This window comes from Halobacteriovorax sp. RZ-2, from assembly GCF_043196685.1.
Taxonomy (GTDB): Bacteria; Bdellovibrionota; Bacteriovoracia; order Bacteriovoracales; family Bacteriovoracaceae; genus Halobacteriovorax_A.
On record NZ_JBEBMR010000001.1, the window covers coordinates 779,663 to 800,708 of the forward strand.

Below are 21,046 nucleotides of genomic sequence, written 5' to 3' on the forward strand. Positions count from 1 at the left end.
ATTATTGAGAAACAAGTCCTATGTTTCCAAAAGATTAACTGACTATTTTACTTTAGAAGTATCGACACCATGCTCTTGAAAAGTAGTGTCGAGAAATTTAAGCATTTTTGATCTCAATTCATCCATTGAAACAGTATCATCAAGCATTAACTCTTTCTTAATGAAATCAGTTGGTACACCTGAGATTTCAACTAAATCATTTAATTGCACCATAACGTCCTTGTTGTGAGTATCTTTGTTCTGTGTTGTCTGTGTTGTGTTGTTTGTCATATCCATTGACTTCCCTCTCCTGCGACAAATTTTCAACGATCCATGTTGGAGCAATCCTTTGCTTCACTTTGTCACAAAAAAATCATATCTAGCGAGAGATTTGAATGTCAAAACTATCAAATAACATGTAAGAATTTATTAGATTTTTACATCCTTAAAGAAAACCTTAAGAAAGCTATTAGCTTTGGCTTTTAGTTCTTGAAATTCACTCTGAGCGTCACTCAGTAGTGTGATTCCTCCTCCGGCCCCATATAGTGCGCGGTTAGAAGATGATGCGACATCTAAAGTACGGATGTTTATAGATGCTTTAGAAATTGTGTCGAAATTTAAAATGGTAGAACCTGTGTAAATTCCTCGGTCTTTATTTTCGATCTCTTTGATCAATTCAACGACTCTTTTCTTGGGTGCACCAGTAATGCTTCCACCTGGAAAAAGAGATGCGACAAGCGCCAATGTATTACACTCCTCTAGTTCAACGCTAATTTTGGAGTATTGATGAATAAGGCCTGGAACGCGGAAAAATTCACGTAGAGACTCTACTTTGGAGAAGTTCTTACCAATGGCCGATAGGTCATGCCTTAAAAGATCGGTAATGATATTGAGCTCGCTTGTATTCTTAATATCATTAATGAGAAAGTCCTCACCTAGCTCTTGGGCAACTGTTCCTTTGATAGGCCTAGTTATTAATTTCTTCGTAGCTTGGTCGTATTCATAGAGACACTCTGGTGAGTTACTAATGACAAGGCGATCTTCAAAAGGAAAATTTAGAATATGAGCAAACTCGCTAAGCTTAGAGAAAAGCTCCTTACTTAGAAATGTATTAACGAGATCGTCTGAATTTGAAATCTTCACTTCGATAAGCGAAGTTAGATTTAGTTGGTAACAATTTCCCGCCAGTAGGTTCTCAAAAGTCGTCTTAAAAAGTTTCTCATACTCTTCTTCACTTATAATCTTTTCAATTATCGCTGTTGGTTTTTTACATCCCTCTGAGGGGCCTATAAATTGATTCAATTCAAAGTTAATAAGAGTTGCAAGGCCAACCTCACCTTCAAAACGAGGGGCCTCTAATAAGAAATAGTGGCCTAATTCATAGTGAAGAGATTGCACATGCCAATTGTGCCCTAATAACTCTTTTAAAGCAGCAACAGAGAAGTCCTGTTCAGTCTCATTTAAACGATCGTAAATTTTCTTATTTGTTATATGAAGGTATTTTGAAGGCCTCTCAAGTTTTAAGAAGCCTTCTTTATGCTTAAAGATTGCGTAAGCAGATTGCTTAACTTCTTCCATCGTCTTGTGCATAAGCGATATTTTCGAAACTAGTGTGAGCACCAACGAATGTTAGCTTTGCAGTTCCTACTTCACCACCACGGTTTTTACCAACGATTACTTCAGCAATCCCTTGATCTTTTGTATCTGGGTTATAGTACTCGTCTCTATATACGAACATGATAATATCCGCATCCTGCTCAATCGATCCAGATTCACGAAGGTCAGATGTCATTGGACGTTTGTTAGGACGAGACTCAACCCCACGGTTAAGCTGTGAAAGTGCAATAACCGGGCACTCAAGTTCTTTGGCCATATTCTTTAGGCCCCTTGAGATTTCAGCAATCTGCTGTTCACGAGGAAGCATCTTATTGTGAGAACTCATTAGCTGAAGGTAGTCGATAACAACTAAACCTAGCCCTTCAGAAGCTTTAATCTTACGACAAGCAGACTGAATATCAAGAAGGTTTGTCCCGGCGTTATCATTGATGTAAATTGGCATATCAGCAAGCTGCTGAATCCCCTGTCCAATTTTTCTTAAATCTGTTTCAAGGAACTCTTTCGTACGGATTCTTTTTGAATCGATCTTCGCACGTTGAGTTAGAAGTCTCATTGAAAGTTCCTTTGCCATCATCTCCAGAGAGAAGAGAGCAACTGGAAGTTTTGAGAACTCACATGCGTTTTGTGCAACGTTAAGAGCAAGAGCAGTCTTACCCATGGCAGGACGGGCAGCAAGAATAATGAGCTGACCAGGTTGCATTCCAAGTAATAATTTATCAAGAGCACCATAACCAGTTGGTACACCATGAATCTCACCAGCAATGCGAGATGTATCTTCAATTTCTTTAATATTTTCTTTAAGACACTCATTAAGTTTAATCATACTTCCTTGCTTGGCTTCGTTTGTAAGACCAAAGAAAATTGATTCTACTTCCTGAATGAAGTCTTGTGCATTTCCTGAGAAAGTTGCACCTTTGTCCGCTACTTTTCGAGCTTGGCGAACGAGGTCTCTAAGAGACGCCTTGTCCTTTACAGTCTTTGCGTAATGGCGAAGGTTGGCACTCGATACCTGATCTTCAGTAATATCGAGAATAAAGTTTTGACCACCGATTTCTTCCAGGCGATTGTGATCTGAAAGGTATGAGCAAATTGTTACGTAATCAACTGGGTTATTCGAGTGAACCATATCTTTAATGGCATCGAATACAATTCCATACTTCGGATTATAAAAGTCCTTCCCTTCTAACTTTAAGTCAGAAATTTCATCAAAAGACATACTATCTAGAATTAAACATGAAAGTAGAGATTTCTCAGAAAGAGTATCGTTTGGAAGTGTTCTTGCGTTGTTCGAGTTGTTTTGCTCAACCATATTCTGCCCCATAATATGATTAGAAATAAAAAGGGAGGCTCAAGGCCCCCCCTCTTTAATATAAGAAAAAAATTAGCTTCTTAGAATTCTATTAGCTTCCATTTTTAACTTTTCTTCTTCAGTCATTTCACCAGAAGTGTCACCTGAAGCAGCAGCTTCTGCTTGCTCTTTAGCAAGTAGTTCTTGAGCAGCTTTCATTGCAGCTAGCTCTTCTGCTTTTTTCTTGTTTTCTTCTTCTTGTGCAGGGTCCATTTTTACAGTTACTGTAAAAGCAGCTTCAACACCATTGAAGATCTTAGCTTTAACATCGTAGCTACCAACCGCACGGATTGGGTTTTCAAGAAGAAGGTGTCTTCTTTCTACGTTGTGACCTAGTTTACCTAGTTCAAGAGAAAGCTCGTGAGTAGTAACAGAACCAAATAGTTTACCGTTAGTACCAACTCTTTTGATTAGTTCAATGTTTAAACCATTGATTGTACCAGCAACTTTTGTCGCTTCTGCTTTATCAGCAGCAACTTGCTTAGCAAGTAGTTTTTCAAAGTGCTTAACCTGAGCTGTGTTTGATTCATCAGCTAGAACTGCAGCACCATTTGGTATTAGGAAGTTTCTTGCATAACCAGCTGAAACGTTAACGATCTCACCAACGTTACCAAGAGACTTTACAGTTTCTTTAAGAATAACTTTCATTTTATATCTCCTTATTATTTTTAAAAAATCTTCTAAAGTTGACCCAATAGTCTAATAGGCCAACAATCGCAATAAAACGATGAGCAAAGAAAATAGTCATAATCGCAAGAATCGAGCGAACAAACCCAGTCACCTTAATATATTTTAAGAAGTCTAGGTAAACACCCATTCCTTGAAAGAAATAGAATATTCCTAAGCAAAGTAAGATATTAAGGCCAATAACCTCAACAATCTCACCACCGATATACTCTCCACCTAAGAAGAGAGCTAGCCCAACAACTACTATAAGGGCAAAGTACTCAGGCACTTGAAAGCGCACAAAGTGCTTTAGACCATATTTGTAGCCATGAAGCATTTTCCATAACTTTGCATTTCTTAAAAGCATGAAAACCGTTAGCCATAAAATAAAGAATGTACTTACAAAGATAACAGCGAATCCCCACTGATAGATTCTCTTAATGATATCATCAGGGTTCTCGAAAACACTTTGATAAGTTGCTGCGACTTCTCCACCGCGAGCAATCAGTTCTTTATAATCTGGCGAATTCTTTAATTGTGACAAACCTTCATTTACTGAAGTTGTAATCGTCGTTGAGATTGTTGAAGGAAAAATCACTTCAATAGTCCCCATAATACCGAAGATTACGAGTAGTAAGATAAATCCTCTTTTTAATAATCCTTTTACAGGATCTTCATTGCGCAAAATAGTCGCGGCACTTAGGTAACCAATGATAACAGCGTAGAATAAAACATACGCCGAGTTAGCAAGGATTAAGAAAGAGTCGCTAGATTGAGCAGCAATAAAACAGAGAACAATCGTTACACCGAAAGTCACAAGCGTCTTTAAGTTTCCATAGATCAAGAAAGCGAATGCCACTGGAAGCGGTGAAAATACACCTAGTGGATAAGCAACGCTTAAGATCAAACTCACAACACATAAGAAAAGTAACTTCCCAATTGTGAAGTTATCTTTTGAGATAAGTGTAAATGTGTTTGGTTTCTTATCGTTCATTATCTTTTTCTAATTCCCTTAAGACTAAGTTCTCAACACTCTTAGTGAGCGAAGTCACCTCTAACGTGAGAAACTAGACCAATATTTCTTGCTCTCTTAATTGCAGATTGTGCCCATCTGTGGTGCTTAGTTGAAACACCAGTAACTCTTGATGGTTGGATCTTACCAAACTCGTTGATTAGCCAGTTATAAGTCTTTGGATCTTTCCAGTCTGCAGTGATGCTGTTTGCTTTGAACCAACAGTTCTTTCTCTTAGCAAATCTTCTCTTATCTTTTTCTGCACCTTTTTCTAGTTCATCAGTTTGTGAACCTGGGTGAGCTTTTGAGAATGGAGTTTTGTAACCTTTAACAACTGCTTCAGCAGCTTCGTTGTTATCAGCTAATTTAATGATAAGGTACTTGTGAACGTCTTCGTTGATTTTGAAACGTCTTTGAAGTTCTGTGTTTAGGTCTTTGTTACCTGAAACGATGAAATAGATGTAGTTACCTGTTTTAGAACCGTTTTTGGCAGTTTGAGCAAATGTTCTCATTCCCCAATCATCAGTTAAAAGGACTTCACCTTCGTAATTTTTTGCAACTTCAGCTACTAGGTTCTTAAGAGCTGTTTGCTGATCTTCTGTTGCGCCCGCGTGAGCTACTAATGCTAACTCATAAATCATACTTTATCTCCTGGACAATAGTTATTATTGGCCTCCCCACCACAGGGAAGCGAGTAAATTAACGGTCAAATGTGGTGCTAATCTATCAGTAACTGCGCTTTGTGTAAAGCAAGTTCGGGTACGCGCCACCTTTACGTGATTACAGATAGTTGGCTAAGAACTGCTGAATGAATAAAACATAATTTCAATAGGTTACGTAGTGACTCTGGGAATAATATCCCCCAACTCAAGGCAAAATAGCCTAAATACGCGAATATTTTTCAATTTTTTGTCGTGCTGGATCTCTAAGTTACTGAATTCTTGAAAAGGTGGCGCGTACCACTAGTCGAGCCATTCGAGAAGGACATCGATTTTGGCGTTAATGTCGTCGATTTCGAGAATCCCCTGCTTGAGGTCGGGGGAAGTCACGACAAATTCAGTGATGGCGCCAACTAAAACCACGGGATCTTGTGTTGCCTCCATCAGGGCATCGTACTCCACCTGGTTCTTAAAAAATGACTTTGCCCAGTGGCGAAAGAGCAGCCCAAGTCTTTGCAGTGAAATCATATGCTCCGGCATCACTGTTAAGAATTCAGTAATGGGGTCAACTTCGATGGTGTTATACGGAAGCTCTTCATTATAGACATCCATAATGAGTCCCTTAAACATCGGCTCAAGGATAACAAGCATGGTGCCGTCTTTTGATTTTTGTAAAATTTGAACGCGGCCAAGTCCCACCATGCGCTTTACTGCATGGTACTTTTCGTGATCAATAGCAATAGTGTCAGCTTCTTCATCAGCGTCTTGCAAGGTCGCATAGGCCAAAGCAACAGGAGTGTTGGTCTGTTCGGCTTCGTGAATCATGTGAATATAGCGTGGTTCAAAAATATTGAGGGGCTTCTTTAAGATCGCCTGATATGAAACTTTATGTAATGGGAATAGAAGTGCTCTCATATCAGTTAAACCCTAAAAGCAAGCATGGGTGCCTTAAGCACCCAAGCGGCTAAAAAATTTCGTATTGTTCAACGTGGTAAGAGTTCTCCGAGCGAATCTGAAGATTGACACTAAAGACTTCTTCCATCGTTTCGATGATATCAAGTTCTTCACCACATAATGATGCCGTCACCTCAGGGTGAGCATAAATTGATATCTTCTTCGATTCTGGATTGTTGCGAATCTTCTTTCCAAGTTCACGTACAATCTCATAGCAAATCGTATTAACTGTTTTTACAATTCCATTTCCTTCACAATACGGACAAGGCTCGCACATGATACGTGTTAGCGTGTCACGAGTTCTCTTACGAGTCATCTCAACAAGCCCAAGCTCAGAGATTGGAAGTACTTTTGTTTTCGAACGGTCTTTCTTAAGAGCGTCTACTAGTGAGTTATAAACAGCTTCGCGGTTTTCAACTTTTTCCATATCGATAAAATCGATAATGATAATCCCACCACAGTTTCTAAGTCTTAGCTGATAAGCGATCTCTTTAACTGCTTCAAGGTTTGTGCGAAGGATTGTTTCTTCTAATGTTTTTCGGCCAACAAATTTTCCCGTGTTAACGTCAATTGAAACGAGGGCCTCTGTTTGATCGATATTTAGAGAACCACCTGAACGAAGATAAACTTTGTTACTTAGTCCCCTTTCAATTTCGATATCAACATTAAATTTTTCAAAGATCGGATTTGTTTCATCAAAGAATTTTGCCTTCCCCTTAATTTGAGGAAGATACTTCGTTGCAAATTTCTCGACTTCTTTTACGCCGTCTTTATCGTCGATAATAATATTATCAACGTCTTCATCTGTAATATCTCTTAAAACTCGTTGAATAAAAGTTAAGTCTTCATAACAAAGGGCCGGTGCTTTTTCTTTTTCAGATTTCTTTTGCACCTCTTTCCAAATTTTTGTCAGCATATCGTAGTCAGACTTAAGAGTTTTGTATGAGCTTCCTTCTGCAACAGTACGAGCAATAACACCCTTACCTTCAGGACGAATTGTCTCAAGCATCTCTTTTAGACGATCACGTTCTTCTTCATTTTCGATACGACGAGAAACACCTGTATGCTCAATAAACGGCATGTATACAACATAGCGGCCAGGGATTGTTACATGACGAGTAACACGTGGCCCTTTTGTTGAGATTGGCTCTTTGGCAACTTGAACAATGATCTCATCCCCTTCTTTTAGAAATGATTCAATTGTTGCAGACTCTGGACGCATCTTCATATCCATTGACTCAGATAGAGTTGCTAATTCGTCTGGAATTACTAGGCCATTTTCTTTCTTTTCTTTCTTAATAACCTCGGCCTTTTTGGCCATCTCTCTTTGCTCATCAAGAGTTGGAAGATAAGCGTCATCAACGTATAGGAAAGCTGCTTTTGAGTAACCAATATCAACGAATGCAGACTGCATTCCTGGTAGTACTCTTAAAACTTTTCCGCGGTAGATATTTCCAAGGCGTGGGTGTGGCGTTGTTGTTGGTTTCGTTCTCTCCATAAGGAAATCGAGAATTTCACCATTCTCCATCAAAACAGCACGCCACTCGTTAACTGTTTTGTTAATAATCAAATCTTTAGACATATATATTCCTTTTAAACTTAAATCGAAATACGAAATAAAAGTGCGAGGCAAGTCGGCGAGCATTGCTCAAGCCAAAGACTTTAACCTACTAATAATTGTACGTCTGAGCAAGGTTTTGCGCTAGAAGATATAATATTCCGCGTTACCCTACTCAATTAATTTAGAATTAGACGAAGACGGTATTAAATAAATATACCCGCAATACAGGCTGTCATGAAACAAGCAAGTGTCCCGGCAATTAGAGAGCGAATCCCAAGCCTTGCAAGGTCATGTTTACGATTCTCAGCGATCCCACCGATTCCACCAATCTGAATCCCAATTGATGAGAAGTTAGCAAAACCACAAAGGGCATAAGTAGAGATAATGGCCGAGCGTTCTGATATATTACCCATATTTGCTCTTAGATCTAAGTAAGCAACGAACTCATTTAGTACTAACTTCTTACCAAGAAGTGTTCCTACGATTTGAGCATCTTTCCACTCAACACCTAATAACCAAGCAAAAGGAGCAAATAATTTCCCCATGATTAGCTCAAGAGTAATTCCCTCAAAACCAAACCAACCTGTAACTAAGGCAAGGCCACCATTAATCATGGCAACAAGTGCGATAATCGCGACAAGCATTGCACCAACATTAATAGCAAGTTTTACACCTTCACTAGCACCGTTGGCAGCGGCATCAATAAAGTTAACACTAGTATCATTTAATTCTAATTTTAAATCACCTTTAGTCAGAGACTCTTGTGTCTCTGGGATCATAAGCTTGGCACATACAAGTGCCGCCGGAGCTGACATAACCGATGCTGAAAGTAAGTGAGCAGCATCAATTCCGAAGCCAACATATGAAGCAAGGACTCCACCTGCAACTGTTGCCATCCCACCAGTCATCAGGGCCATAAGCTCTGACTCAGTCATTTTTGAAATAAGAGGCTTAACAACAAGAGGAGCTTCTGTTTGGCCTGCAAAGATATTGGCAGCGGCCGCAAGAGATTCAGCACCAGATGTTCCCATCACAACAGACATTACTTTCGCGAACGCTTTAATAACTAATTGCATAATACCGAGGTGGTATAGAACACTCATTAAAGAAGACATGAAAATAATTGTTGGAAGAACCATAACGAAGAAGATGAATCCAGTTTTTGGAACATTTGTCAGTGGACCAAATAGGAATTCAGAACCTTCATTTGTGAAATTTAGGATTGCAGTAAAGAAGCCACGAGCACCTTCGAAGAAGTTTTGTCCGGCATCTGTTTTAAGAATGATGAGACCAAAGAAGATCTGAAGAGTTAGACCAGATAGAATTAAGCGCCAATTAATTTTCTTACGGTTATTAGATAATGCAAAAGCAACACCAACCATAACGATTAAACCAAATGCCGAAATAACTCTTTCCATGGAATACCCTATAACTAAATTAAATTAATTCTAAAAACAGCCTTAGAGTATAGGTTTGAGCATAAATGGACAATAAAAAAGAATAATTAGAAGTTAAACGACCAACCAACTTTAGGATTTACAGCATTGAACTCTTTGATATCTTGTGCCGTATTTGACGCATGCCAATTTAAACGACTAGTCGTATCAAAGTCGCGGAATCCAGTTTGGCGAATTGTTGCCTGAGACTTTGCCGCTTGATTATAGGCCACAACACCAACACCAATAACGATCCCTACAGCTGCTCCCACAAGAATATTTTTAAGGTGGTCTTTAGGTTCCTCAACAAATGAAAGTGTTGAAAGTCCAAGAATAGCTCCACCTAGGCCAAGGCCTGCAACTGTTGTTAAGTCACGTAATCCCTCTTCTTTAAAATTTGTTTGTGCTACTGAAGAGAATGAAAATGTAAGAGCTAAACATATAATGATAATTTTTTTGAACATTTCTAAAACCTTAAAATCCCTGCGCTACGCATTAAGTTTCATCATTGCCACCTCTAATGGCCGTGTCTATAATGACCCTTTTACTATTCTATACGCATAAGTAATTTGATGCAATAAATGCACAGGAATTATTAGGGAATTAAATTTTTAAAAGGAATACTATGTCGGAAAATTTTAGCGCATATCAGATCATCTCAAAAAAAAGAGATGGTAAAAAATTAACAGATGAAGAGATTAAGTGGTTCATTAATGGAATTACAAATGGTGATGTTGCCGATTATCAAATGTCTGCACTACTTATGGCCATCTACTTAAATGGGATGAGCGTAAAAGAGACGGCAGCTCTAACAGATGCCATGCTCTACTCTGGAAAGACGCTAAAATTCAAAGGCGTGAACGTGATCGATAAGCACTCAACTGGTGGTGTTGGAGATAAGGCATCGTTCATTCTTGGACCAATTGCTACGGCATGTGGAGTAAAGGTTCCAATGATGGCCGGACGTGGTCTTGGTCACACAGGTGGAACAGTTGATAAAGTTGAATCGATTAAAGGGTTCAAAACTGAACTAACTCTCGAACAATTTAAGAAACAACTTAATAAAGAGAAGATCGTTCTTATAGGTCAAACAAAGGACATCGCTCCTGCTGACAAGATCATCTACGGTCTAAGAGATGTAACGGGAACAGTTGAATCAATCCCATTAATTACAGCTTCAATCATGAGTAAGAAATTAGCAGAGGGTGCTAATGGAATCGTTATGGATATTAAAGTTGGTGACGGTGCATTCATGGATAATATCAAGGATGCAAAAGCACTAGCGAAGAGTCTTCGTGATACTTCAAAGCGCTTTGATAAGCGTATGATCACAATGATTACAGATATGAACCAACCACTTGGTCAGTATATTGGTAACTCACTTGAGATTATTGAATCAATTGAAACACTAAAAGGTAATGGCCCAAAAGACCTAACTGATATCAGTGTTAAGCTTGCTGGTGCCATGATCTATATTGCAGGAAAAGCAGACTCACTTAAAGAAGGTGAAAAGAAAGCTCAAGCAGTAATTGATAATGGAAAAGCACTTAAAGTTTTCAAAAACCTTATTAAGGTTCAAGGCGGAGATGAGAAAGTTTGTGACGACTACTCTCGCCTACCACTAGCAAAAGAGAAGACTGTATTTAGCGCAACTAAGAATGGTTATGTTTCAGCTATCGCTTGTAAGAATATGGGCCTTCACTGTGTAAGCCTTGGTGGTGGACGTGCAAAGGCAACTGATAAAATCGATTTTGGTGTTGGATTTGTTCTTAATAAGAAAGTTGGTGACAAGGTTTCTAAAGGTGAAGCACTTGTTGAGATCTATCACAATAAAAACCAGAAGAAACAAGTTGAAGCTATCCTTGCTGACTTAAAGAAAGATATTAAAGTTACAACTGCTAAGCCTAAGGTAAGCAAGTTAATCTTTGAAGTGAAAGAAATCTAGAGGTACGTATGCACGCAATTTTTAAAAGATTAGAAGAATCAAAGAGCTATATTCAAAGCAAATATGACAAAGCACCTGATATTGGAGTGATCCTAGGTTCAGGACTTGGTGAATTTGCTAACCTTTTAGAAAACAAAGTTGAAATTCCATACGAAGAAATTCCAGGTTTTAAGAAGACAAAAGTTATTGGCCACAAAGGTCAGCTTGTTATGGGTGAACTTGGAGGAAAAGTTGTTGCAGTTATGCAAGGACGTATCCACCGCTATGAAGGCCACTCTCTTGATGAAGTTGTTTTCCCTGTTCGCGTTTTAAAAACTCTTGGAATCAAAAATCTAATCATCACAAATGCTGCTGGTGGGATTAATTTAGACTACAGCTCTGGCTCACTTGTTCTAATTAAGGATCACCTAAACCTAACAGGCGAAAATTGTCTTGTTGGTGAAAATATTGAAGAACTAGGAACTCGTTTTCCAGATATGACATATGCATGGTCACCTGCTCTTCAAGAGATCGCTTATGCTTCGGCAAAGAATATTTCATATGATCTTAAAGAAGGTGTTTACGTTGGTGTTATGGGGCCAACTTATGAAACACCTGCTGAAATTCGCATGTATCGTAACTTTGGTGGAGACCTTGTTGGAATGTCGACAGTACAAGAGTGTATTGCTGCAAACCACATGGGACTTGATGTTCTTGGTATCTCTTGCGTGACAAATATGGCCGCAGGAATTGAGAATACTAAACTAAATCACGATGATATTAAGCACGAGGCCGCACGTGTTATGAAGAAGTTCCTAGAGCTTCTTGAAGAAGTTATCTCAAATATCAAATAAAAAAATCATATTTTCTCCCTACCTCGGTGGGGAGAACTTTGCTATAATCTATTCAATACCTAACCACGAGTGAATACTCGGCTTTCATGGATTGTTGATGGAAACACATTCTTCAAAGAAAATGCTAGCAGACATGAGCTTCTGCGTCTTCGATTTAGAGACAACTGGTGGAAACCAGAAAAAAGATAAAATCATTGAAATTGGACTCGTCCAAATTGATAACCTGGAAGTAGGAGCGAAAAAAAGCTTTCTCATCAATCCAGAAAGAAAAATCCCAGACTTTATTCAAAAGCTAACTTCTATCACACAAGATGAAGTTGAAGGCGCACCAACAATTGATGCCGTTATTGATGAAGTTCTAGAGTTTATTGGTGACCGAGTTCTTATCGCTCACAACTCTTCATTTGATATTCCATTTTTAAATTCAGTATTAGAAAGGCTTGGAAGAAAGCAACTTGAGAATAAGGGCCTATGTACAAACCTTATGACAAAGTATCTTATTCCAACTCTAATGAACTCGAATCTAAACTATATGTCGCGTATTTTTAATATCTCTCACCAAAAGGCACACCGTGCCCTTGATGATGCTATCGCGACAGCGCAACTCTTCTTAAACTATCTCAATATCTTTATTGAAAAAGACATTAAGAAGATCAATCATCTTTACTACCCTAAGAATCGCTACGAGCTTGATCTTTGTAACTTTAAAAAAGATACAAGTGAGCACGATGAGATTGTGGCAAAGATGAAAAAGATTTTTGCTCCTTTTGTTATTACAGTAAAAGGACAAAACGGAATCATCCTATTCTCTTTCCCGTGCACGAATAAAGAAAATGAAATTCAATTCATTAGCGAGCGTATTAAAGATCTCGAATGGCAAACTATTTCCATTAAACTTAGTGGACCAATTCTTGAGGCCCTTATTCGCTTTAATCATTCATTTAATAAAATGGATGAAGCCGATCAAGAAGAGGCCATCACAATGCTTCGTCAAAATTTGATTGGAGACGGTACGAAAGAAGAACTAAAGGCCGAGTACAAAGAAGAGCTTCAAAAAATCAAGCAAGCTGACTTCGTTCTTATGAATCACCTTGTGCCAGAACAATTTACAATCTACCCTCTTGGCGCCCTAGGAATTAGACAAGGACTGATCTTTCGCTACCCTGGTCACGACAAGAAGCTGATTCAATATATCAATTCAAAGTCTAATCGCAAGAAAGCGCAGAAGCTTAAAGAGATTCACTTCCCTGAAATGCTGCAAGACCTTGTTAATCTTTATATGGCAAAGAATCTACGCCAAGAGCGCGAGCTTATGATCTTTAAGGATTCATTTGCCCTTAAGAATAAGGACTTCTTCTTTACTCAACTTGATAAGTTCATTGAGACGAATCCGAATAAGTATAATTATCCGGAAGCGTTTATTTAATCAGACCAAATTATAAACAACAATATCCTGCCCATGAATTTCAACCCGTGAATTTTCAAGAGCAAGTAAGTGGATGATTAAGCGGTTTAAAATCTTACTCTTTTGTCCTTCAATATTGAGATTCTTTACCGTAAGAATGATGTCGTGTTCATTACGATAGAAGTTACAGTCAATAGAGTTAGAGCTAGCATCAATTAAGAGTTCGTGATTTTTAAGCGTCATCATCTCACTTAGGATTAAGTAGAGAATGATTGGAAGACTCGCACCACTAATCGCATGTTCTTTGAGATCATTTGAAATATTTGTTTGAATTGATATTCCCGATTCGATTTTTCGATTGCTCAGTAACGAGATTGCCTGTTGGAGAATACTCTCAAACGTACTTTGACGACTTAGTTGATCATTGACCTTGGCAAAACCAAGGAAAGTATTGATTAGGCTCTTGCAACGATTTGCTGACGCCTTCATTTCATTTAGGATTGTTAAATCGTCTTCTTCCCACTCTTCAAGCTCAAGCATATTAATGGCCGCAAGAATTCCCGCAAGAGGATTATTGAGTTCGTGAGCAATGGAGCTTGTAATAATACCAAGTTCAGAGTGAGACTTTGTATAATTGAACTCCTGCTTCACAAGACAGATCGTTCTTAGATTTGAAGTCGTACTTGAGAGGATCTTATATTTTTGATCATCAATATCAATCCAACCGGACTCAAGATTTTTGATGAGATTATTTGGTGTGATTCCAAGCTTTAGAAAGTGGTCATTGTGATAATGAACGATACCATCATCACTAATGATAACAACTGGATAAGTTAGCTTGTTAATCAAGTCAGTCACTCCAAGTTGCTCACTTGAGAGTTCTTCTTCATTTGCATTAATTAAATGGATCACATTAGCAATGGCCAGGGCGGCCTTTTGAGCTTCTTCCCACTCCCCCTTTACAGTAAGTAGATAATAAGAAGCTGTATCTTCAAAGCAGTAATCTTCTTTAACAGGGTAAAGATGTGAATCGGCCTTATCGATTACCTTGATATTGAATTCATTTTTTACTTCTGAAATTTTAAAAAGTTCTGGAATAAAATTGTCGTCGTTGTCTTGGTATACCTTCTCAAGATAAAGGCCCGCAACTTCCATCTCATCGAGATTAGCACTGGCCATACTAGAGTTTAATTTAAGAACTCTCGCAAGCTCTCTTTTAAAGTGCAGAAGCTCTTTAAGATTCTCGATGGTTTCAATCTCGATAATGTGGTCATCTAGTTTAACAATCAGAGGGATACTTGATTCAATTGAGAAGTCGAATTCATAATCACTAGAGCTAAATCCAGAATAATTTAAATTGCGCTCTAACTCTTCATCAATTTCGATATTTGAGTGATAGTAAAAATTTTGCTTAGGTGAATTTACTTCATTATCTTGAAACCCAAGAGATGCACTCACAAGTTAGCTCCCTTGTGAAGAGTCACCTTACCGTCAGCGTAGTGAATATCCACATCGACATTTTCAAGCTTTGCCATGTCTTTGGCAGAGCTAATGACCTTGTCACCAATCTGCGTGTAGGCATAGCCTCGAGTCAGAACATTTTTTGGATTTAAGGCCCCTAGGATCTTCTCAAATTCCATATTCTTATTTTTATAATTCACAATTTTATTTTGAATAGCTTTCACAAGATCACGGCTTAGGCGATCTAGCTCAAAAGTATATTCATAAAGAGAAAGAATCTGTTCTTTTCTCTTAATTAGATTTAGCTTTTCAAGCTCATGCTTATAATCTGAAATTTTCGATTTAAGAGCAATGAGAAAACTCTTCGGTGACGTTTCAGAAAGGACATCATAGCGACGACGAAGTTCCATATTCATGGCACCTTTTAAATCCTTACGAATGCGATTCATGTCAGAATCTAACGCCATAAATTTTTGAGTTAGAACCTCAGCTGCTGCCGAAGGTGTTTCCATTCTAAGATCGGCCACATAATCAGAAATCGTGAAGTCCACTTGGTGTCCAACGGCACTAATGGTTGGAATTGGACAATTGTAGATATCCCAGGCCAGGGCCTCATCATTGAATGCCCAAAGATCTTCCATCGAACCACCACCACGAGTGAGAACGATAACATCTAGCATATCTTTGATACGCCCCTCTTCTTTTGCCTTTAAATGATAAGCAATAAGTTTCTCAAGGGCCTTACGAATTGAAGCTGGAGCATTGACTCCTTGAACTAGCGCCGGAGAAAGAAGTACCTGATGATACTCAGATCGTCTTTGAGATACATTTAAAAAGTCTTGCAAGGCCGCGGCTCCCTTTGCCGTAATAACACCAATGCGTTTTGGCATCGTCGGTATCGGTTGCTTTGAACTCATATCAAAAAGACCTTCGGCCTGTAGCTTCTTCTTTAGTAATTCAAATTGTTCCTGAAGATCACCCTTACCTGCTGGAACGATTCGTTTCACAATTAATTGAAACGTTCCTCGAGTTGGGTAAACAGAAACGGAGCCAGAGACAATGACTTTGTCTCCTGCGCGAATATTTTTAATAATCGGATTTCTCATGGCATCCATTTTAAAGAGCGCCATTTGCATAAGTGCATTACCATCACCAAGTGAGAAATACCAATGTCCTGCACCAGAGGAGCTAAGGTTTGAAACCTCTCCTGTTACACTAATATTTTGGTAATTAGACTCGAGATTTTTCTTTATGTGATTTACGAGTTGTGAGACTGATGGGACTTTATTATTCATCCCTTTATGATGCAAAATATTAAAGAAAGTGAGAAGACGCAGAGCACCTATTTAGAAGATTATCCAGCTAATTCAAATTTTACTTTAAAAGCTTCTGCAATTTTAAGAAGTGTCATTGCTGTTGGGTTTGACTTTCTAATATATTCTAGCTTTTGATATGTCTGAAGCTTCATATCAAGAAGATCCGCGGCATGCTGTTGAGTGAGCTTTCGTGATTTGCGAGCTTCACGAATCATCAAAGGAATCGATATCTCTGGACTTGGAGTAATCCAATTAAAATTCTCGCCTCTATGATTCTTAGCTTTTGGAAGAGGCCACTTTGGATCGTTAGCTTCTTCAAGATATAAGTCTAACGCTTCAACAGCATTGGCCATTGCTATTTCCTTATTTTCACCGTAGGAAAAGCACCCTGGTAAGTCTGGGAATATAACATTGATACCATTTGAATCATTTGTGAATTTAGCTTTGTATTTAATCATGAAATCACCTTCCCTCTAAATCAATTTTACGCCGGTTTGTTTTTCAATTGCCTTTATAAGACCGAAACCAAGATCTTTTCCTCCATGATCAGGGATAATTACAGTAACCAATCCCTTTTTAAATTTCTTGTGAGAACCACGCTGACTAACTTGAACAAAACCATTATTCTTGAGTATTCTTATAATATCTTTGGCCCGTCTATTTCCCACAACTCACTCACTTATTATACAATAATTTCCAGCTCAACTCCACAGCAAATGAGCTGTGTAACCATTCAGAATTAATCAGTTTTGTTTAATAAGTTTTTGAAAATAAAAAGGCCACCCTATTAGGTGGCCTTATTAAAGTAATTCAATATTTGAATAAAAATTTAATATTTTAAAATTTATTGACTGCGTTTAGGAATTTAATCGCTTGCAGAACTTGGTAGTCCTTGTCTGCTGCATACTTTCTGTGAACAGGTGATTCTTCTTTCTTTTTATTGATTTCCTTAGCTCTTTCAATTCTCTTTAAACGAGCTGCCTTTTCACGCTTAAGACGGGCCTGCTTTTCTTCTTCTGTTTCAACTGTTGCTGTTAAGTGGTTTCTAAGATCAACTTCTCTTACCCCACCATCATCATACATATGCTCTTCAACAAACTCCCCTTCAACCTGAGAAACTTGCACATCTGGCTTAATTCCAAGGGCCTGAATTTTTCGACCTTTTGGTGTCATATACTGAGCAATCGTAAGTTTGATCCCCTGTTCTTCTGAAATTTGAGAAACAGTTTGTACACTACCCTTTCCAAATGAGTTTGTTCCCACAATAAGGGCACGCTTATGGTCTTGTAGGGCACCCGCCACAATTTCTGAAGCAGAAGCACTTGAGCCATTAATAAGAACAGCAAGCGGAATATCTAATTCTTTATGGCCACTCTTTTTTACGTAACGAATTTCTTTATTCTTTGGATCGCGCCCTTCTGTTGACACCACGACACCATCATTTAGAAAGATTGAAGAAAGGTTTACGGCCTCATTTAAAAGACCACCTGGATTTGAGCGAAGGTCAAGAACAACACCTCTAAAATTCTTTCCAAGCTTCTTCTTTTCTTTCTTAAGAGCTTTAACAACGTAAGCTGCTGCATCCTTTTGGAATTGACTTAAACGAATAACAGCGTAGTTATTTACCGCAAACGACTTAACTGGTTTTGTTTTAATTTTTTGGCGCTTTACCTTGAAGTTGCGAATATCTTTTTCGCCAGCTCTTAGAATTCCTAGGTTAATAACTGTCCCGAGCTCCCCTTTCATACGATCAACAGCTTCATCAAGAGTAATACCAATTGTTGATTCATTATTGATCTCAACAATTTTATCCCCAGGAAGAAGTCCTGCTTTCTCTGCTGGTGAGTCTTCAATTGGAGTTGTGATCACAAGAACACCATCTTTTTGTGTTACTTCGATTCCAAGGCCACCGTACTCTCCACTTGTATCTTCTTGCATCTTCTTAAAGACTTCTTCATCTAAGAATGCAGAGTGAGGATCAAGTGTTTGAAACATCCCTTTCAAAGCTCCATCAATGAGCTTATCAATATCAACCTTACGGTAGTAATTTGTTTCAATGATATGAATAACTTTATTGAAGAGTTCGAGTTTTTCAAAACGCGACTTCGTCGTTTCTTTTGCTTGTACAGGTGCTACAAATGCCGTCAGCATTAGAGCAACAAATAGCTTTTTCATTATTATTCCTAATTTTAAATATTAATTTTAGTATTAATTAATTGAGCTGTATTTTGTGCTGTATTTTTCTTTCTAATTTCAAAGTAAACCTTACTTAGATTCCCCTTCTTAATTGAGAACCTCGTTTTAGCAACAGAAGATCCAAGATCGACGGCCTGTCCCTTCTTTACACTTGAAGCAAAATCTCCAAGATAAATACTACGGATATCATTTCCATGATCAACCATAATAACATTACCAACGTTTGCTAAAGAGCCTACGTATTCGACCTTTCCGGCCTTTGTAGCAAAGATCTCTTGTCCACTCTTAACAGTATAAGTTATCCCCTTCTTACCATTTTCAGTAGAGATATACTTCTTAACTGGAACAGCGAAGTTTGCCACAAGCTTTGAAGAAGAAGAGTTCTTACTCTTTGCTTTTCTTGCTTTTAGTTTGGCCTGGGCCTTCTGCTTCGCTAAGCGCTGAGATTTTCTTAGCTTACTATATTCTGATTTTAGTTTTTCGTGATTTTCTTTTTCAGTTAAAAACTCTTGAACAGTTGAGCTCTTACGAGTCTCAAGTTCTTGTAGTAGAGTATAAAGTTCTCTTTCAATTTTAACTGTTTCAGTTAAACGAGTTCTAAGCTCAAAAGTCTTTTTCTTTAAATTTGTACAGTAATCGATCTTTGATTGAATTTCTTTCTTCTCATTCTTAAGTGATCTTAAGAGAAGCTGACTTTTGATAAGATCTTCATGAGTTGAGTTTTCCATATAGCTTAGAGCAACATGGCGAATTGTCTTCTTTACTCTCACCTTATCTGCTTCTAGATCAAAAAGTGATTGGTTAAGATTTTTTTCTAGTTCAAATATTTGGTAATCAAGGTCTTGCCTAGATTTCATGGCCTGAAGGTAGTCTTCATTCTTAGTTTGAAGCTTTGTTTCAATAGACTGGATTGATTTCTTATAATTATCAATCTTAGTACGTGAGTCTGTAACCTTCCCCTTAATCGCCTTAAGACTTGGAGCGGCCTGTGTCCTCATTGAAACAGAAGAGATTAAAAGTACTGTGAAAAGAACTAAGCTTTTTGCCATTCAAGTTTCCCGATCGTGTACCACGCTGAAGTTGTTAATAATGCTCCACTTACAATTAATGCAAATACTTCATTTGGTGAGAAGAATGCAAATGAGAGAGCGCAACCAACAAGAGTTGAAGCAACGATATTTACTGTATACATTTTGAAAGCAACATTCTTCTTTCTTTGAAACTTTTCAATAAGGTAAGAAACTTGCTTTAGGTTGCGTCTAATTGTCATAAATGCAACAACCCAAAACAGAGAAAGAACTGTGATAAGAACCTGAAGTGGTCTCCTCTTTAGTTCTGTCATCACATTTTTCCACGATTGAGTATTTGAAATCTTCTTTCTAATGCTTCCAAGAACAACATTATCCTTACCAGTAAGACGTACTAAGTACTCTCTAATAAGATTTGTCGAACTCTCCGAAACTTTTTCATCTAAGATGATTTTTAGTCCCTTCATTGAAATAATTGATGTGATTTCATCTTTACCAAGTTCAAGAACATCTTTAAGCTCGTTTGTCACGGCCATGCTCTTTGTCGCACTAATGGCCTCAACACCCTTTACACCAGGTAATCCCTTAATCTTTCTTGAAATACTATTTGTATTTAAGTCCCCATCAACAAGAGCATTAAAGTAGTACTCATTTTGAATGGCAGGAAGAGCATTTGAAATCTTCTTCTTAAAACTGTCATAATTAGAAACAGAAATAACAAGAGAGATTGTTAAAAGAGAGAAAAGCGCTTGCCCAAAAAGATTATTTTTTGTGAAACGAGCTAATTCTTTTAAATAAAACATGCATGCCCCGAGTGGATTAGACGAGAGTTATCTAAGTGGATAATACGTCCCGTGAAACGTTGTACTAATTCGCGATTGTGAGAGGCCCAAATAATTGTTGTTCCTCTTTTCGCATTATAGATATTTAATAAATCAAAAAGTCTTTTTGTATTATCAAAATCTAGAGAGCTTGATGGCTCATCAGCAATAAATACATCTGGCTTAGCAAGCAGGGCGCGAATGATGGCAACCTTTTGTCTTAGTCCCCCATTAGCATCCTTGGCCTTAAGATTTACGCGATTTTTAATTCCTAGAATTTTAATTAGTTCGCTTAGATCGCTCTCAAATTCTTTACGAGAGCGGTAAACACTTGGATCAAATGCAAATTGTAAATTATCAATAAGACTCATATTTTCAATAAGCCTTAGGTCTTGAAAAACTTGTGTTGTAAAAATGCGATCTTCAATTTTGATCGTTCCACCAGTAGGTGAAACATTACCAGCGAGAACATTTAAAAGCGTTGTCTTCCCTGCTCCAGAAGCTCCTGTAACAAAGACAATTTCACCTTTTCTGATTTGCAAATTGATATTGGAGATGGCCTTGATACCGTTGTAATCAACAGTGACATTTTCCAGGGTAAAATACATATTTGTATTCAAATTCTGGTTTCCAAATAAATTACTTGCTTGATTCGCGTAACTGCTTGAGATCATTGATATGAGTCCTTCATTTCTATATTCAAATCTTCCTAACTTGAATTGGGCAAAAATCCTCTTTGCCACTCTCTAATTTTATAACAAAATCAGATTTTAAGCAAAGGTAGATAAAAAGACCGACCACATGCGTCA

21 protein-coding genes are annotated in these 21,046 nt (G+C 38.0%); 3 read left to right on the forward strand and 18 right to left on the reverse strand.

Features of this window, described 5'->3' with window-relative positions:
• Positions 1–42 precede the first annotated feature (42 nt).
• The 10 genes from ABMA78_RS03720 to ABMA78_RS03765 all read right to left on the reverse strand — a co-directional run bounded on the left by ABMA78_RS03720 (position 43) and on the right by ABMA78_RS03765 (position 9,696).
• Positions 43–276: a hypothetical protein gene (locus tag ABMA78_RS03720; protein WP_392857177.1), complete on the reverse strand. Its 234-nt coding sequence runs from the start codon at positions 274–276 to the stop codon at positions 43–45.
• Positions 277–408: 132 nt separating this feature from the next.
• Positions 409–1,569 (reverse strand): chorismate-binding protein, encoded by a 1,161-nt coding sequence (locus tag ABMA78_RS03725; protein ID WP_392857179.1) that lies wholly within the window; start codon positions 1,567–1,569, stop codon positions 409–411.
• The gene (gene dnaB / locus ABMA78_RS03730; RefSeq protein WP_392857180.1) at positions 1,544–2,905 is read right to left on the reverse strand and encodes a replicative DNA helicase; all 1,362 of its coding nucleotides are present in this window, start codon (positions 2,903–2,905) and stop codon (positions 1,544–1,546) included. Before dnaB ends, ABMA78_RS03725 begins: the two co-directional genes overlap by 26 nt.
• Positions 2,906–2,977: 72 nt before the next feature.
• Positions 2,978–3,592, reverse strand: coding sequence for a 50S ribosomal protein L9 (gene rplI, locus ABMA78_RS03735; RefSeq protein WP_021265893.1), 615 nt, complete (start codon positions 3,590–3,592; stop codon positions 2,978–2,980).
• 1 nt (position 3,593) lies between these two features.
• The gene (locus ABMA78_RS03740; RefSeq protein ID WP_392857182.1) at positions 3,594–4,604 is read right to left on the reverse strand and encodes a DUF2232 domain-containing protein; all 1,011 of its coding nucleotides are present in this window, start codon (positions 4,602–4,604) and stop codon (positions 3,594–3,596) included.
• A gap of 41 nt (positions 4,605–4,645) precedes the next feature.
• The gene (rpsR, locus tag ABMA78_RS03745; protein ID WP_021265803.1) at positions 4,646–5,263 is read right to left on the reverse strand and encodes a 30S ribosomal protein S18; all 618 of its coding nucleotides are present in this window, start codon (positions 5,261–5,263) and stop codon (positions 4,646–4,648) included.
• Between the two features lie 321 nt (positions 5,264–5,584).
• Positions 5,585–6,196, reverse strand: coding sequence for an LON peptidase substrate-binding domain-containing protein (locus ABMA78_RS03750; protein ID WP_392857184.1), 612 nt, complete (start codon positions 6,194–6,196; stop codon positions 5,585–5,587).
• 49 nt (positions 6,197–6,245) lie between these two features.
• Positions 6,246–7,817 (reverse strand): ribonuclease E/G, encoded by a 1,572-nt coding sequence (locus tag ABMA78_RS03755; protein WP_392857187.1) that lies wholly within the window; start codon positions 7,815–7,817, stop codon positions 6,246–6,248.
• Between the two features lie 182 nt (positions 7,818–7,999).
• Positions 8,000–9,214, reverse strand: a complete 1,215-nt coding sequence (locus ABMA78_RS03760) for a NupC/NupG family nucleoside CNT transporter (RefSeq protein WP_392857188.1) — start codon at positions 9,212–9,214, stop codon at positions 8,000–8,002.
• 86 nt (positions 9,215–9,300) lie between these two features.
• Positions 9,301–9,696, reverse strand: coding sequence for a hypothetical protein (locus ABMA78_RS03765; protein ID WP_392857190.1), 396 nt, complete (start codon positions 9,694–9,696; stop codon positions 9,301–9,303).
• Between the two features lie 161 nt (positions 9,697–9,857).
• On the opposite strand from ABMA78_RS03765, the gene ABMA78_RS03770 reads away from it, so the two are divergent.
• The 3 genes from ABMA78_RS03770 to ABMA78_RS03780 all read left to right on the forward strand — a co-directional run bounded on the left by ABMA78_RS03770 (position 9,858) and on the right by ABMA78_RS03780 (position 13,436).
• Positions 9,858–11,177: a thymidine phosphorylase gene (locus tag ABMA78_RS03770; protein WP_392857192.1), complete on the forward strand. Its 1,320-nt coding sequence runs from the start codon at positions 9,858–9,860 to the stop codon at positions 11,175–11,177.
• 8 nt (positions 11,178–11,185) lie between these two features.
• The gene (locus ABMA78_RS03775; protein ID WP_392857194.1) at positions 11,186–12,010 is read left to right on the forward strand and encodes a purine-nucleoside phosphorylase; all 825 of its coding nucleotides are present in this window, start codon (positions 11,186–11,188) and stop codon (positions 12,008–12,010) included.
• Positions 12,011–12,107: 97 nt separating this feature from the next.
• Positions 12,108–13,436: a PolC-type DNA polymerase III gene (locus ABMA78_RS03780; RefSeq protein WP_392857196.1), complete on the forward strand. Its 1,329-nt coding sequence runs from the start codon at positions 12,108–12,110 to the stop codon at positions 13,434–13,436.
• Here the strand turns inward: ABMA78_RS03780 and ABMA78_RS03785 are convergent, their stop codons facing one another.
• The 8 genes from ABMA78_RS03785 to ABMA78_RS03820 form a co-directional block, all read right to left on the reverse strand.
• The gene (locus ABMA78_RS03785) at positions 13,437–14,873 is read right to left on the reverse strand and encodes a histidine kinase dimerization/phospho-acceptor domain-containing protein (RefSeq protein WP_392857199.1); all 1,437 of its coding nucleotides are present in this window, start codon (positions 14,871–14,873) and stop codon (positions 13,437–13,439) included. It lies immediately after the preceding gene.
• On the reverse strand, positions 14,870–16,171 hold the full coding sequence (xseA, locus tag ABMA78_RS03790) for an exodeoxyribonuclease VII large subunit (RefSeq protein WP_392857201.1): 1,302 nt from the start codon (positions 16,169–16,171) through the stop codon (positions 14,870–14,872). The genes ABMA78_RS03785 and xseA overlap by 4 nt, the downstream gene beginning before the upstream one ends.
• Before the next feature lie 59 nt (positions 16,172–16,230).
• Positions 16,231–16,650 (reverse strand): helix-turn-helix domain-containing protein, encoded by a 420-nt coding sequence (locus tag ABMA78_RS03795; protein ID WP_392857202.1) that lies wholly within the window; start codon positions 16,648–16,650, stop codon positions 16,231–16,233.
• 15 nt (positions 16,651–16,665) lie between these two features.
• Positions 16,666–16,860 carry a type II toxin-antitoxin system HicA family toxin gene (locus ABMA78_RS03800; protein ID WP_392857205.1) on the reverse strand — a complete coding sequence of 65 codons (195 nt, stop codon included), beginning with the start codon at positions 16,858–16,860 and terminating at the stop codon, positions 16,666–16,668.
• A 169-nt stretch (positions 16,861–17,029) separates the two neighbouring features.
• Entirely contained in the window at positions 17,030–18,367 is a 1,338-nt protein-coding gene (locus ABMA78_RS03805; protein ID WP_392857207.1) for a S41 family peptidase, read from the reverse strand.
• Positions 18,368–18,381: 14 nt separating this feature from the next.
• Positions 18,382–19,437, reverse strand: a complete 1,056-nt coding sequence (locus ABMA78_RS03810; RefSeq protein WP_392857208.1) for a murein hydrolase activator EnvC family protein — start codon at positions 19,435–19,437, stop codon at positions 18,382–18,384.
• Positions 19,422–20,219: a hypothetical protein gene (locus tag ABMA78_RS03815; RefSeq protein ID WP_392857210.1), complete on the reverse strand. Its 798-nt coding sequence runs from the start codon at positions 20,217–20,219 to the stop codon at positions 19,422–19,424. The genes ABMA78_RS03810 and ABMA78_RS03815 overlap by 16 nt, the downstream gene beginning before the upstream one ends.
• The gene (locus tag ABMA78_RS03820) at positions 20,207–20,980 is read right to left on the reverse strand and encodes a cell division ATP-binding protein FtsE (RefSeq protein ID WP_392857211.1); all 774 of its coding nucleotides are present in this window, start codon (positions 20,978–20,980) and stop codon (positions 20,207–20,209) included. Before ABMA78_RS03820 ends, ABMA78_RS03815 begins: the two co-directional genes overlap by 13 nt.
• Between the last annotated feature and the right edge of the window lie 66 nt (positions 20,981–21,046).